This is a genomic window from Rathayibacter sp. AY1G1 (genome assembly GCF_002932095.1).
In the GTDB taxonomy this organism is placed as follows: domain Bacteria; phylum Actinomycetota; class Actinomycetes; order Actinomycetales; family Microbacteriaceae; genus Rathayibacter.
The window spans coordinates 97,918-112,330 of sequence record NZ_PSUZ01000009.1 but is presented as its reverse complement, the minus strand read 5'-3'; the positions used below and the strand labels follow the sequence as shown (position 1 = coordinate 112,330).

Below are 14,413 nucleotides of genomic sequence, written 5' to 3'. Positions count from 1 at the left end.
GGGCTCCCCGCGGGCGACCGGGCTCAGCGGGCCAGTCGGGCCATCCACGCCTCGATGTCGTCGGCCGAGCGCGGGATGCCGGCAGAGAGGTTCTCGGCGCCGTCGGCGGTGACGAGCACGTCGTCCTCGATCCGGACGCCGATGCCGCGCAGCTCCTCCGGGACCGTGAGGTCGTCGGGCTGGAAGTAGAGGCCGGGCTCGATCGTGAAGACCATGCCCTCCTCGACCAGTCCGTCGAGGTACATCTCGCGCCGTGCCCGGGCGCAGTCGTGCACGTCGAGTCCGAGGTGGTGGCTGGTGCCGTGGACCATGTAGCGGCGGTGCTGCTGGTTGTCGGCCTCGAGCGCCTCCTCGGCGCTGACCGGCAGCAGGCCCCACTCGGCGGTGCGCCGCGCGATGACGGCCATCGCCGCGGCGTGAACCTCGCGGAAGCGGATGCCGGGGCGGACGATCGCGAACGCGGCGTCGGCCGCCTCCCGCACCGTCTCGTGCACCCGGCGCTGGGCGTCCGTGTAGCGGCCGTCCACCGGGAAGGTGCGGGTGATGTCGGCGGTGTAGTAGCTGTCCTGCTCGACGCCGGCGTCCAGCAGCACCAGCTGGCCGGGGCGCACCGGCCCGTCGTTGCGCGTCCAGTGCAGGATGCAGGCGTGGGGGCCCGCCGCGGCGATGGTGTCGTAGCCGACCGCGTTGCCGTCGGCGCGCGCGCGTCCGTTGAAGACGCCCTCGATCAGGCGCTCGCCCTTCTCGTGGGCGATGATGCGCGGCAGGTCGGAGAGGACGTCCTCGAAGCCGCGGCCCGTCGCGTCGACGGCGGCGCGCAGCTCGGCGATCTCGTAGGCGTCCTTGACCAGGCGGAGCTCGGCGATGTCGCGCTCGAGCGCCGCGTCGCGGTCCGCCCGCTCGTCGGCCTCGACCGCGTCGAGACGGCCGGTCACCGCCGGGTCGGCCTCGCGGAGCACGGCGAGGGGGACGCCGTCGTGCGCGTCGAGGACCGCGTCGAGCTCGGCGATCCCGCGGGTGGCGAGGCCGAGATCGCTCGCGACCTGCGCGAGCGACGGACGCGGCCCGATCCAGAACTCGCCGATCTCGGGGTTGGCGTAGAACTCGTCGGAGTCGCGGCCCGCGCGCTCGCGGAAGTAGAGCGTCGCGCTGTGGCCGGACCCGGCGGGCTCGAGGACGAGCACCGCGCCGGGCTCGGAGTCGGAGCCCCAGCCGGTGAGCCAGGTGAAGGCCGAGTGCGCACGGAACGGGTAGTCGGTGTCGTTCGCGCGCTGCTTGAGGCGGCCCGCCGGGATGACGATGCGCACGCCGGTGTGCAGCGCGGAGAGGCGCTCGCGGCGGGAGGCGGCGAAGGACGCCTGCTCGCGCGGAGCAGGCAGCGGCTCCTCCCGCTCGGCCCAGCCGGACGCGATGAAGTCGCGGAAGCGGTCGGAGGCGGGGGTCGTCGAGCGGTTCGCGGTGGCGCGGGGGCGCGGGGCGGCGGCGGGGTCGGGCGTCTGAGCGGCGGTCCGCTCCTCCGTGTTCGTCATGACTCCCATTGTCCTCCTCCGCACGGCCGCGGGGGCCGCCACGGGCCGGGCGGGGGAGGAGGACGGGGAGTCGGCGTCGGGGAGGAACGTCAGGACGCGTCCTTCACCATCCCGCGGACCGAGAGCTGGACGACCAGCGGCCGGTGGTCGCTCCCGGCGTCGTCGCGGTCGTCGACGACCTGGTAGCCCGAGACCTCCCAGCGTCCGGAGAAGAGGACGTGGTCGATCGGGGCGCCGAGCGCGGGCGGGACCGAGGACGGCCAGGTGCCCAGGGCGGCGCCGCCCGCGACGGTCCCCGCGTCGCGGCAGCCGCCCAGCGTGGCCGAGCCCGGCAGCCCGGTCCAGTGGTCGACCGTGGAGTTCAGATCGCCGAGGACCACGACGTCCTCCTCCGCGGAGCAGAGCGCGGAGACCGAGAGCAGATCGCTCCGCCACTCCGCGAGGCGCGAGGGGATCGGCGCCATGGTGTGCACCGCGGCGAGGACGGGGCGCTCGGGAGTGTCGGGGCGTGCGACGAGGGACGGTGTCGATCCGGTGACGACCGCGGCGGTGTCGACGCTGTAGCCGCCGAGCGAGGGGGAGAGCAGCAGGGCCGCCCCGTCGTCGGCGCCCGACCCGGCGTAGTGGAGGGTCATCGACATCCCCTGGGCGCTGAGCGCGTTCACGACGTCCTGCGCGTGCGTCTGCGAGACCTCGAGGAGGGCGATGCCGTCGACCGCGCTCTCCCGGGCGAGCGAGGCGATCGTGTCGACGGGCACGCCGTCGTGCAGCACGTTCCAGGTCGCGAGGCGCACGTCGGCGAGGCGGTGGGCGCGCGGAGCGGCGGAGTCGTAGCCCCGCGCTCCCTGCACTCCCGCGAGCACGAGCGCGAAGACGACGCCGAGCGCCGCGAGGGCCAGCGCGAGGCGCCTGACCGGAGCGACGAGGACCGCGATCACGACCAGGACAGCGGCGAGCCCGACGGCCGCCGCGCCCGTCGCGAGCCGGAACGGCACCAGCTGGGCGAAGGGGGCCTCCCGGGCGATCCCGAAGAAGCCGGGCGCCGCGACCACCAGCAGAGCGATCGCCACGATCACCGCCACCGCGGTCTTCACCAGTCTCGTCCCCATCGCCGCCCAGGCTACTAGGGCATCGGAGGGCTCGCAGGCGGCGCGTCTACGATGAGCGCATGCATGTCGACGGGGGCCGTTACGACCTCCACACCCACTCCGTCGTCTCCGACGGCACCGAGGCTCCGGCCGTCCTGGTGCGGGCCGCGGCCGCGGCCGGGCTCGCCGGAGTGGCGCTCACCGACCACGACACGACCGGCGGCTGGGCCGAGGCGCTCGCCGCGGCCGAGGAGGCGGGCATCGACCTGCTGCCCGGCATGGAGCTCTCCTCCCGCGTCGGCTGGGCCAGCGTCCACGTCCTCGCGTACCTCGTCGATCCGGCGGATCCGGGGCTCGTGGCCGAGACCGCGCGCATCCGCTCGGCCCGCACGCACCGCGCGGAGGCGATCGTCACCGCGATCGCGGCCGACTACGACCTCACCTGGGACGACGTCCTCGCCCAGACCAGCCCGGGCACGACCATCGGGCGTCCGCACATCGCCGACGCGCTCGTCGCCCGCGGCCTGGCCACCGACCGCTCCGCGGCCTTCGCGGGGATCCTCGACTGGCGCGGCGGCTACTACCGCCCGCACTACGCGCCCGACCCGGTCGACGCCGTGCGCCTGGTCCGCGCGGCGGGCGGGGTCCCGGTCATCGCGCACCCGGCCGCGAGCGCCCGCGGGATCGCGGTCGAGTCGATCCTCCCGCAGCTCGTCGACGCCGGCCTGTTCGGCCTCGAGGTCGAGCACCGCGAGAACACGGCCGACGGCAAGCGCCGCCTGCGCGAGCTCGCCGAGCAGTACTCGCTCGTCACCACGGGCTCGAGCGACTACCACGGCACGGGCAAGCCCAACCGCCTGGGCGAGAACACGACTGCGCGCGCGACCGTCGACTCGATCCGCTCCTCCGCCCGCTGAGTCGCGGAGAGCCGCTGACAGGCGGAGAGCCGCCGGATCACCGTGACCGCTGAGGGGCGGAGAGCCGCTGAGTCGCGTGGGGACCCCGCTGAGTCGCGGGAGAGCCGCTGAGACGCCGAGAGCCCGCCCTCCCGCGACGGATCGCGGGGGGACGGGCTCGGGGCGCGGAGGCTCAGGCCTGCGCGTCGGGGCGCGGGGAGCGGCGGCGCGACCGGGTGCGGCGGCGCGGCTCGCTGTTGCCGTCGTGGTGCTCCTTGCTCTCGCTCGAGGGAGCGGGGCCGGTCTGCTGCGGAGCGGTCGAGTCGGCGGAGTCGGAGCGGGTGCGGCGACGCGGCGGCCGGTCGCCCCGCTCGGAGCGCTCGCCGCGGTCGGAGCGCTCGCCCCGGTCCGGGCGCGCGTCGGCCTTCGCCTCGGCGGGGATCGGGGTCGGCTTCAGCCGTCCCTTGGTTCCCGCGGGGATGTCGAGGTCGGTGTAGAGGTGCGGCGACGACGAGTAGGTCTCGACCGGGTCGGGCTGGCCGAACTCCAGCGCCCGGTTGATGAGGGCCCATTTGTGCAGGTCCTCCCAGTCGACGAAGGTCACCGCGATGCCGGTCTTGCCCGCGCGCCCGGTGCGGCCGACGCGGTGCAGGTAGGTCTGGTCGTCGTCCGGGATCGTGTGGTTGATCACGTGGGTGACGTCGTTCACGTCGATGCCGCGCGCGGCGACGTCGGTGGCGATCAGGATGTCCTTCTTGCCGGCCTTGAACGCCGCCATCGCGCGCTCGCGCTGCTCCTGGTTGAGGTCTCCGTGCACAGCCGCCGCGTTGAAGCCGCGGTCGTTGAGCTCCTCGACGATGCGGGCGGCGGCGCGCTTCGTGCGGGTGAAGATGACGGTCTTGCCGCGGCCCTCGGACTGCAGGATGCGCGCGATGACCTCGTCCTTGTCGAGCGAGTGCGCCCGGTAGACGATGTGCTTGATGTTCGCCTGCGTGATGCCCTCGTCGGGGTCGGTCGCGCGGATGTGGATGGGCTTGTTCATGAAGCGGCGCGCGAGCGCGACGATCGCGCCCGGCATCGTCGCCGAGAAGAGCATGGTGTGGCGGGTGGGCGGCGTCTGCGCGAACAGCTTCTCGATGTCCGAGAGGAAGCCCAGGTCGAGCATCTTGTCGGCCTCGTCGAGGACCAGCACCTGCACGTTGGCGAGCGAGAGCAGGCGCTGCCCGGCGAGGTCGAGGAGCCGGCCGGGCGTGCCGACGACGATCTGCGCGCCGGCCTTCAGCTGCTCGATCTGGCCCTCGTAGGCCTTGCCGCCGTAGATCGAGACGATCTTGGTCGGCCGGTTGGAGGCGGCCAGCTCGATGTCCTCGGTGACCTGCACGGCGAGCTCGCGGGTCGGGACGACGATGAGCGCCTTGACGCCCGGCTCCGGGTCGGTGCCGAGGGCCTGGATGAGGGGGAGGCCGAAGCCGAAGGTCTTGCCGGTGCCGGTCTTGGCCTGGCCGATGATGTCCTGCTTCTGCAGGGCCAGGGGGATCGTCTGCTCCTGGATGGGGAACGGCTCGAGGATGCCCTTGGCGGCGAGTGCGGCGACGATGTCGTCGTCGATGTTCAGATCGGAGAAAGTCACGGAGTGAAGCGCCTGTCGTGTCGAACGGTCTACGCCCCTGTACGACTCCGGGCGCAGGGTCACCGATCCAGCGCCGGTGACATCCCGGCGAGTCTACTGCTCCCGGCCCCGCCGGCCCCGGAACCCCGCTCCTCCGGCGCCCTATGCTGAGGAAATGGCTGCCTGGTTCCGACGTCGACGTCCCCTGCTCGAGGTGCCCCGCCTGACGCCCCGCGGGGAGTCGAGCCAGAAGCGCGACCGCGTCGACCTCGCCGACCTCACCCCCGAGGTGCTGCCCTACCTCGGCCAGGTCGCCTACCTCCAGCTCGCGGTGTTCGAGGTGCTGGCGCGCGCCGTCGCCGAGACCGACGACCTCGCGGACAAGGAGGCCATCTCCTCCGCCGCCGGCACGGCGCTCGCGAAGCACCACGCCGTCGTCGCCGAGCTGCGCCGCCGCGACGTGGAGCCCGGCGAGGCCATGGCGCCGTTCCGCCCAGCGATCGACACCTTCGAGCGGCTCACCCGCGGCGCGGACCTCCACGAGACGCTGCTCTCGGCGTACATCACGGCGGGCCTGCTCGACGACTTCTTCATCCGCCTCACCGGCGGGCTGCCCACCGACGTGGGGCCGCGCATCGCGCAGACGCTCGGCGCGGACACGGGCGTCGACGGCGTGATCGCGATCCTCCGCCGCGAGATCGCCGCGGACGGGCGCCTGGGCTCGCGCCTGGCAGTCTGGGGCCGCCGCCTGGTGGGCGACACCCTCCTCGTGGCGCGCTCCGCGCTGATGGGCTCGGGCAACCACGACTCCGACGAGTCGCGGATCGAGCCGGTGTTCACCGAGCTCATCGCCTCGCACACGCGCCGGATGGACGCGCTGGGGCTCACGGCCTGACGGTTCCCGGCGTCGCACTGCCCCGGAATCCGGAACGACGGAGGCGCGGAAGTCCGAGGACTCCCGCGCCTCCGGCTCGGATCAGGGGGCGACGCGTCCCGAGAGCATCGCCTGCAGGGAGGCCTCGTCGCGGCGGGCGCGGCTGCGCCCGAGCGAGAGGCCGACCGGGACGACGACCACGGCGGTCGCGACGAGGGACAGGACCCAGATCAGGCCGCCGTCCCACGGCAGGCCCGCCCAGGTCAGTGCGACCCAGACGACTGCGGCGACGAGGCCGCCGATCGCCGGGACCAGCACGGAGCCGTGCAGGTGCCGGTGCGGCAGCCCGTAGCGCGCGGCGAGACCGATCAGGACCCCGAACAGGGTGATGAAGAGGAGCTCCACGACGTGTCCGCCCGGGACGCTCTAGGCGACGAAGCCGACGCGGCGCGACTCCTCGGAGCCGACCTCGACGAAGGCGATGGTGGCGGTCGGGACGATGTAGATCTTGCCCTTCTCGTCGCGGAGGCGGAGGACGGCGGTGCCGGCCTCGAGAGCGGTGGTCACCGTCTTCTCGACCTCGGTCACGGACATCGACGACTCGAAGTTGAGCTCGCGCGGGGTGTTGACCATTCCAATACGGATTTCCACCAGCAGTGCCTTTCGGGAGGGGACGAGGGTGTCAGGATACGGGACCGCGCTCGGACGACCGCGCCGGTTTCGCGGTGAGCGGAGCGGGCGGCCGGGGCTCCCGGCGGGGACGGGCGGGAGTGTCGGACCCGGTGGCTACCGTGGTCGTGTGACCGCTCCCGCGACCCCCGCTCCCTCCACCGCAGCCTCCGTCGGCGAGGCGCTCCCGGGCGAGCCCGCGGTCGTGCTGGACGACTCCCAGCGCGCGGTGCTCGCGCTGCCCGAGGGCCGCAGCGCCGCCGTGCTCGGGGCGCCGGGGACGGGCAAGACCACGACGGTCGTCGAGCTGGTCGCCGAGCGCGTCCTCGAGCGGGGGTACCCGCCCGAGTCGGTCGTGGTGCTCGCGGCCAGCCGCACCGCCGCCACCGCCCTGCGCGACGTGCTCGCCCTGCGGCTGGGAGTGCCGACCCGGGGCCCGCTCGCCCGGACCGCGACCTCGCTCGCGTTCGAGGCGGTCACCTCCTCCGCTAAGGAGCGCGGCCTCGAGCGGCCGACCCTCCTGACCGGCGGCGAGCAGGACGCCCTCCTCTCGGAGCTCGTCGAGGGCCACCTCGAGGAGGGGACCGGCCCGCGGTGGCCGGAGGAGTTCAGCCCCGAGGTGCTGCGGCTGCGGACCTTCCGGACCGAGCTCCGCGAGTTCGGGATGCGGGCGACCGAGCACGGGCTCGACTCGGACGCGATCCGCGCCCTCGGGGTCGACGCCGAGCGCGGCGAGTGGAGCGCGGCGGCCGACGTGCTCGACGAGCTGCGCGAGGTGGTCGAGTGGATGGCGCCCCAGGCGGGGACCCGCCTGGACGCGGCGGAGTTCGCGGCCTACGCGGCCGAGGCGATCCGCGCGGGCGAGGGCGGCGAGCGGATCGACGCGCTGCGTCTCGTCGTCGTCGACGACCTCCAGGAGGCGAGCGAGTCGACGCTCGTGCTGCTGCGGGCGCTGACGGAGCGCGGGGTGACCGTGATCGCGCTGGGCGACCCGGACGTGGCGACCAGCGCCTACCGCGGCGCGGCCTCCGACACGCTCGGCCGGTTCGCCGCGAGCATCGGCGCGTCCGACGTCGAGACTCTGGTGCTCGCGCGCGTGCACCGCCACTCGGCCGCGCTGCGGGCGGTCGTGTCGGCGGCCACCGAGCGGATCGGCACCGCGGCGGCCGGCCGGCAGCGGGCGGCGGTCGCGGCTCCGGCCCCCGAGGCGGGCCCGGCGCCCGTCCTGGTGCTGCACGCCCCGACGGCGGCGCGGGAGGCGGCGACGGTGGCGCGGCTGCTGCGCGAGCGGCGGCTGCGCGACGGAGTGCCGTGGCGGCGGATGGCGGTCGTCGTCCGCTCCGGAGCCGCGGTCCAGCCGCTGGTGAAGGCGCTCGCGGTGGCGGAGGTGCCGACCCGCTCCGTGCTCGCCGGACGGGCGCTGCGCGACGATCACGCGGCCCGGGCGCTGCTCGTGCTGGTCGGCGTCGCGATCGGCGAGCGGCCCCTCGATGCGGAACTCGCGGCGGAGCTGCTGCTCGGCCCTTTCGGCGGGGTCGACCGGCTGGGGCTGCGCAGGCTCCGGCTCGCACTCCGGGCGGAGGAGCTGGCCGGCGGCGGCATCCGCGCGAGCGACCCGCTGCTGGTCGAGGCCCTCGCCGCGCCCGGCCGATTCGCGACCATCGACTCCGCTCCCGCCCGGCAGGCCGAGCGGCTGGCCGTGACGATCGACCGGGTCCGCCGCCTGCACGAGGAGGGGGGCTCGATCGAGGAGCTCCTGTGGTCGGCGTGGGAGTCCAGCCGCGTCGCGTCCTCCTGGCGCGAGCTCGCCCTCGGCACCGGCCTGACCGCCGCCGAGGCCAACCGCAACCTCGACGGCGTGGTCGCCCTCTTCAGCGCCGCGCGCCGGTTCGTGGAGCGGGCGACCGGGCACTCCGCGATCGGCTTCGTCACCGAGATCCTCGAGGCGGAGGTCCCCGAGGACACTCTCGCTCCGCGCTCCGTCGAGGACGCGGTCCTCATCGGCACGCCCTCCTCCGTCGTCGGCCTGGAGTTCGACGTCGTGGTGGTGGCGCGGCTGCAGGACGGCGTCTGGCCCAACCTCCGCCAGCGCGGCTCGCTGCTCGATCCGGACGGCCTGCTGCGGCACGCCCGTGGCGAGGGCGGACTGCCGCTCGACGCCCGCAAGGCCACTCTCGACGACGAGCTCCGGATGTTCGCCCTGGCCGCCTCCCGCGCCCGGCGGCAGCTCGTGCTCAGCGCCGTCGCGGGCGAGGACGAGACGCCCTCCCTCTTCTTCCGGCTCACCCCGCCGGACGCGCCGCGGCTCGATCCGGCCTCCGCAGTGCCGCTCACGCTGCGCGGGGCGGTGGCGGCGCTGCGCCGGACCGCCACCACACCGGACTCGACCGAGGCTCCCGCCGCCATCCGAGGGCTCAGCGCCCTGGCGCTCGCGGAGGTCCCCGGCGCCGACCCCTCCTCCTGGTCCGGGGTGCTCGAGCCCTCGACCACGGAGCCGCTCTTCGACGTCGGCGACCCCGAGCGTCCCGTCTCCGTCTCGCCGAGCCGCCTCGAGGCCTTCGAGCGGTCCCCTCTGGACTGGTTCGTCGACGCCGTCTCCGGCTCCACGACGAGCACGGCGATGGGGGTCGGCACCCTCGTGCACTGGGTCCTCGAGAACGCCGAGCGGCCCGATCCGCAGGAGCTGTGGGCGGCTCTCGAGTCGCGGTGGCCCGAGCTGGTCTTCGAGTCGCCCTGGGTGGGGGAGCGGCAGAAGCGCGTCACACGGCGGCTGATCGACGGCCTCGCGGGCTATCTCGCCGACTTCGAGCGCGGGGGAGGCGTGGTGCTCGGCCGCGAGCAGCAGTTCGAGCTCGACGTCCCGCCCGCCCGGGTGCGCGGCTCGATCGACCGCGTCGAGCGCGCGGCCGACGGCTCCGTCACGATCGTCGATCTCAAGACGGGCCGCAGCACCCCCCGCAAGGACGACATCGCCGAGCACGCGCAGCTGGGCAGCTACCAGCTCGCCGTCGCCGAAGGCGCGCTCGAGGCGGCCGACCCGGCCGACGGGGGAGGCGCGAAGCTGCTCTTCGTGGCGACGGGCGTGCGCGGGAAGCCGTACCGAGAGGTGGTCCAGGAGCGCTTCGGCGAGGAGGAGCTGGAGCGGCTGCGCGAGCGCGTCCGCGCCGCGGCCCTGGGCATGGCGGCGGCGGGCTTCTCGGGCCTGCTCGACGCGACCCCGTTCTCCCCCGGCGACGCCCTGCGGTACCGCATCCACGCGGTGCCCGAGGTCCCGGGGGACGGCCTCCTGGCGATCGACGAGGTCGACGGGACAGAGGACCCGGAGGACTCCGAGGAGCCGGATCCCGATGCGCCGGCCGATCCATCCGGCCCCGCCGACCCCGACCCCTCCGCCGTCTCCGAGGAGGAGCTGCCGTGATCGACGCCCTGACCATCGCCGAGCGCCTCGACCTGCGCCCGCCCACCGCCGAGCAGCGCGCCGTCATCGAGGCGCCGCTCGAGCCGGCCCTCGTGGTCGCCGGCGCCGGCAGCGGCAAGACCGAGACGATGGCGAACCGCGTCCTCTGGCTCCTCGCGAACGGCCACGCGGCGCCGTCGGAGGTGCTCGGCCTCACCTTCACCCGCAAGGCGGCGGCCGAGCTCGGCGAGCGCATCGGGCGGAGGATCGACCAGCTCGGCGCGGCGGGCCTGCTCCCGCTCGCGCCCGGGCAGTCGGCGCCCGACCCGTTCGAGGCCGCCACCGTCTCGACCTACAACGCCTTCGCGAACACGATCTTCCGCGACAACGCGGCCCTGATCGGCCGCGAGGGGGACGCGACCGTGCTCTCCGAGGCCTCCGCCTGGCATCTCGCGCGGGGAGTCGTGGCCGACACGGCCGATCCGCGCATCCTCGAGGTGGAGGCGGGCATCGACCGGCTGACCGACCTCGTCGTCTCGCTCGCGCACGACCTCGCCGACAACCTCGCCGATCCGGCCGCGGTCGCCGCGTTCGCCGAGGACTTCCTCCGCCTGGGCGAGCTCCCGCGTGGAGGCAGCGGCTCGGGGCTCTACCGCGAGCTCGAGAAGGCGCTGCAGGCCGTGGGCGCGCTGCCGGTGCTGACGGCGCTCGCCGAGCGGTTCCAGGAGGCGAAGGCCGAGCGCGGCTTCGTCGAGTTCTCGGACCAGGTGGCCCTCGCGCTGCGGATCGTCGACAGGGTGCCGCGGATCGTGGACGAGCACCGCGCGAGGTACCGGGTGGTGCTCCTCGACGAGTACCAGGACACCTCCGTGCTGCAGACCCGCCTCCTCTCGCGGCTCTTCGCCGGGCAGGGAGTGATGGCGGTGGGCGACCCGCACCAGTCGATCTACGGCTGGCGCGGTGCGAGCGCCGAGGGGCTCGGCCGCTTCGGCACCGATTTCGGGGGAGCGGGCCGCTTCTCCCTCAGCACGAGCTGGCGCAACGGCCGCCGCGTGCTGACCGCCGCGAACGCGATCGTGGAGCCGCTGTCGGCGGGGAGCGCGGTCGCGGTCGACACGCTGAGCGCGGGTCCTCAGGCCTCCGAGCACCCGGTCGAGCTCACCTTCCCCGAGACGATCGAGGAGGAGGCGGACGACGTCGCCGCCTGGTTCGCCGGGCGCCTGCGCCAGAGCGCCGAGCCGCCGTCGGCCGCGGTGCTCTTCCGGGTGCGCGCGCACATGGACCGCTTCGCCGCCGCGCTGGCGAAGCACGGCGTCCGGTACCACATCCTCGGCATCGGGGGCCTGTTGCGGCAGCCCGAGATCGCCGACCTCGTCGCCGCGCTCACCGTGGTCGAGGACCCGGCCGCCGGCAGCGAGCTCGTCCGCCTCCTGGCCGGCGCCCGCTGGCGTCTGGGCGTCCGCGATCTCAAGGCGCTGCGCGACCTCGCCTCGTGGCTCGCGGCGCGCGACCACGCGCACCGGCTGCTCCCGGAGGATGTGCGCGAGCGGATGCGCGCGTCCGTCACCGAGGGCGAGGGCGGCTCGATCGTCGAGGCTCTCGACTTCATCGCGGCGCGCCGCCCCGGCGACGACGGGCGGATCGACCACTCCGCGCTCGGCGGGTTCAGCGCCGAGGGCCTGCGGCGCCTGCACGAGGCGGGCGCCCTGTTCGCCCGGCTGCGCGCCCGGGCCGGGCTCGACCTCCTCGACTTCGTCACCCTGGTCGAGCAGGAGCTGGGCCTGGACATCGAGGTCGAGGCGAACGAGTCGCGCGGGGACGGCCGCGCCAACCTCGAGGCCTTCCGGGAGGCGGTGGCCGGGTACCTGCAGACGGACGACCGCGGCGCCGGCACCGGCTCCTCCCTCCGCGGATTCCTCCGCTGGCTCGTCCTCGCGGACAAGCGCGACGGCCTGGCCCCGCGACCGGAGGACCCGGAGCCGGGGACGGTGCAGCTGCTGACGATCCACGGCTCCAAGGGTCTGGAGTGGGACCTCGTCGCCGTCCCGCGGATGGTCGACGGCGAGCTCCCCGGCACGCCGGTCGAGGGCTTCCGCGGGTGGGTCAGACTGGGCGCGATGCCCTACGCGTTCCGCGGCGACGCCGCCGAGCTCCCCGATCTCGCCTGGCGCGGCTGCAGCACGCAGAAGGAGGTCGTCGACGCGATCGGAGCGTTCGGCGACACCCTCCGCGAGCGCAACGAGGCGGAGGAGCGGCGTCTCGCCTACGTGGCCGTCACGCGGGCGCGTCACCACCTCCTGCTCAGCGGCTCGTGGTGGGCCGGCCAGGCCAAGCCGCGCGGACCGGGCGTCTTCCTCCGCGACCTCGAGGAGGCCGGCACGATCCCGCCGCTGCCGACCGAGCCCGCGAACGAGGAGAACCCGCTCGAGCGGGCCCCGCGCACGTTCCGCTGGCCCCACGATCCGCTCGGCTCCCGCGGCGACCGGGTCCGCGCCGCCGCCGCCCGGGTCCGCAGCGCCGAGCCCGCTCTGCTCGGGGCGCGCGGCGACGACATCCGCCTGCTGCTCGCCGAGCGGGCGGTGCGGCTGGCCGGGGGCGAGCGCACGCCGCTGCCCACCCGCATCCCCGCCTCCCGGTTCAAGGACATCGTCAGCACGCCGGACGAGGTCGCGGCGCAGCTGCGCCGGCCGATGCCGGAGCGCCCCTACCGGCAGACCCGGCTCGGCACGACCTTCCACTCCTGGGTCGAGAACCGCTTCGGCGTCCAGGGCGGGGCGGAGGCGGTCGACACCTTCCCCGACGAGCTCGACGACGCCGGCCCCGCGAGCGTCGAGCAGGAGCGGCTCGACGCCCTGATCGCCACCTTCGAGCGCTCGGAGTGGGCCGACCGGCGCCCGGAGGCGGTCGAGATCGAGATCCACCTCCAGCTCGCAGGCCACGTCGTCGTCTGCAAGCTCGACGCGGTGTACCCGACGGAGGACGGCGTGCAGATCGTCGACTGGAAGACCGGGCGGGCGCCGAAGGACCCCGCCGACCTCGAGCTCAAGCAGTTCCAGCTCGCGCTGTACCGGCTCGCCTACTCGCGCTGGCGGGGGGTGCCGCTCGAGAGCGTCGACGCCGTGTTCTACTTCGTCGCCGACGACCTCGTGCTGCGGCCCGAGCGGTTCTACTCCGAGCGCGAGCTCGCGGAGTCGCTCTCCTCGGCGACGGGAGCGAGCCCGCGGCCGTGAGCGGAGGAGCCCGTGCGGGCTCCCGGCGTGCGGTTGAGCAGCTCCTCGACCTCCGAGACCTCCAGCACCGGGCCGGTGTCGGTCGAGAGGGGCGCGGAGAGGTCGCCGAGCACGCTGTCGACCAGCGTGTCGAGCATGGCGACCGCGTCGTCCACGATGGCGGAGTCGTCGGTCTCGGTGCCGTGCAGCAGCCAGCGGGCGAGTTCGAGTTCGGCGTAGAGCTGGGCGCGCTGGCGGATCGTGCGGTCCACTGCTCCCGCGCGCATCCGGGAGTAGGCGGAGAGCGCCGTCTCGGAGCCCGGGGCGCTCAGCAGCCAGTGCAGGTCGCGCGCCGGGTCGCCGACCCGCAGCGCCGCCCAGCCGAGCACGGCCGCGACGACGTCGCCGGAGCGGAGGAAGGAGTCGGCGGTCATCGAGCCGTTCACCACGGTCGGGTCGAACTGCCAGAGCGCCTCGTCGGAGGAGGCCGACTCCCAGCGCGCGACGAGCGCCGCCGGGACGTGGCCGGTGTCGGCCGCGCGCTCGATCACCGCGACCGTCTCGTTCACGCTGTCGCGCGCGGTCGCGATCGGCAGGCCCGCCTCCTGGACGAACGACACCGGGAGCGAGTGGATCGCCCCGACGGCCCGGCCGATCGAGTCCGCGAGCCCGCTCTGCGCGGCCACGTCGTCGATGAGGACGCGATCTCCCTCGAGGTACTCGTAGACGACCGCGCGGGTGCCGTCGAACGGCGTCTGCCCGACGCTCTCCTGCAGATCGAAGGGCAGGCGGCTGCGGATGCCGGCGGTCAGCGCCCGGAGCGCGACGAGGTCGCCGAGCTGCTCCTGCTCCGCGAGCGCGGACGTGGGCACGCGCACGACGAGGCGGGCGCCCTCGCGCGTCGTCAGCAGGGCGGAGTCGAAGTCGCCGTGCGTCGAGGAGGTGAAGGGGCGCGCGGAGCGGACGTCGAGGCCCTCGACGGCCGAGGTGGCCAGCGCGGCTAGAGTGAGATGGGATCTGGCCATGGTTTCCAGGGTAGGCGGCTCGTGCCCGGCCGGCCCGCCGCCACGCGCTGTCCCGCCGATGCCGTCGAAGGCCCGCGACAGCGGTCCTCGCGGCCCCCGTCACGAAATGAGCCCCGG

General features: G+C 74.7%; 10 protein-coding genes. 4 read left to right on the top strand and 6 right to left on the bottom strand.

Annotation, left to right across the window (positions count from 1 at the left end):
• Positions 1 to 23: 23 nt before the first annotated feature.
• The gene (locus tag C5C36_RS07040) at positions 24 to 1,529 is read right to left on the bottom strand and encodes an aminopeptidase P family protein (protein WP_258072215.1); all 1,506 of its coding nucleotides are present in this window, start codon (positions 1,527 to 1,529) and stop codon (positions 24 to 26) included.
• 89 nt (positions 1,530 to 1,618) lie between these two features.
• Positions 1,619 to 2,638 (bottom strand): endonuclease/exonuclease/phosphatase family protein, encoded by a 1,020-nt coding sequence (locus tag C5C36_RS07035; protein WP_146078796.1) that lies wholly within the window; start codon positions 2,636 to 2,638, stop codon positions 1,619 to 1,621.
• Positions 2,639 to 2,697: 59 nt separating this feature from the next.
• On the opposite strand from C5C36_RS07035, the gene C5C36_RS07030 reads away from it, so the two are divergent.
• Positions 2,698 to 3,534, top strand: a complete 837-nt coding sequence (locus C5C36_RS07030) for a PHP domain-containing protein (RefSeq protein WP_104233176.1) — start codon at positions 2,698 to 2,700, stop codon at positions 3,532 to 3,534.
• A 172-nt stretch (positions 3,535 to 3,706) separates the two neighbouring features.
• Here the strand turns inward: C5C36_RS07030 and C5C36_RS07025 are convergent, their stop codons facing one another.
• On the bottom strand, positions 3,707 to 5,143 hold the full coding sequence (locus tag C5C36_RS07025) for a DEAD/DEAH box helicase (RefSeq protein ID WP_104309461.1): 1,437 nt from the start codon (positions 5,141 to 5,143) through the stop codon (positions 3,707 to 3,709).
• Positions 5,144 to 5,297: 154 nt separating this feature from the next.
• On the opposite strand from C5C36_RS07025, the gene C5C36_RS07020 reads away from it, so the two are divergent.
• Positions 5,298 to 6,017 (top strand): ferritin-like fold-containing protein, encoded by a 720-nt coding sequence (locus tag C5C36_RS07020; protein WP_104261755.1) that lies wholly within the window; start codon positions 5,298 to 5,300, stop codon positions 6,015 to 6,017.
• An 81-nt stretch (positions 6,018 to 6,098) separates the two neighbouring features.
• On the opposite strand, the gene C5C36_RS07015 is transcribed toward C5C36_RS07020, so the two are convergent.
• A complete protein-coding gene (locus C5C36_RS07015; protein ID WP_104226942.1) occupies positions 6,099 to 6,401 on the bottom strand; it encodes a hypothetical protein in 303 nt (100 codons plus the stop codon).
• 21 nt (positions 6,402 to 6,422) lie between these two features.
• Complete coding sequence (locus C5C36_RS07010) at positions 6,423 to 6,647, bottom strand: DUF3107 domain-containing protein (RefSeq protein WP_104224841.1); 225 nt, start codon at positions 6,645 to 6,647, stop codon at positions 6,423 to 6,425.
• Positions 6,648 to 6,795: 148 nt separating this feature from the next.
• On the opposite strand from C5C36_RS07010, the gene C5C36_RS07005 reads away from it, so the two are divergent.
• Both C5C36_RS07005 and C5C36_RS07000 read left to right on the top strand, forming a co-directional pair.
• Complete coding sequence (locus C5C36_RS07005) at positions 6,796 to 10,083, top strand: ATP-dependent DNA helicase (protein WP_104309460.1); 3,288 nt, start codon at positions 6,796 to 6,798, stop codon at positions 10,081 to 10,083.
• Complete coding sequence (locus C5C36_RS07000) at positions 10,080 to 13,292, top strand: ATP-dependent DNA helicase (RefSeq protein ID WP_104309459.1); 3,213 nt, start codon at positions 10,080 to 10,082, stop codon at positions 13,290 to 13,292. Before C5C36_RS07005 ends, C5C36_RS07000 begins: the two co-directional genes overlap by 4 nt.
• On the opposite strand, the gene C5C36_RS06995 is transcribed toward C5C36_RS07000, so the two are convergent.
• Positions 13,229 to 14,296: a phosphotransferase gene (locus C5C36_RS06995; RefSeq protein ID WP_104224838.1), complete on the bottom strand. Its 1,068-nt coding sequence runs from the start codon at positions 14,294 to 14,296 to the stop codon at positions 13,229 to 13,231. The two genes, C5C36_RS07000 and C5C36_RS06995, sit on opposite strands and share 64 nt — an antisense overlap.
• Positions 14,297 to 14,413 lie beyond the last annotated feature (117 nt).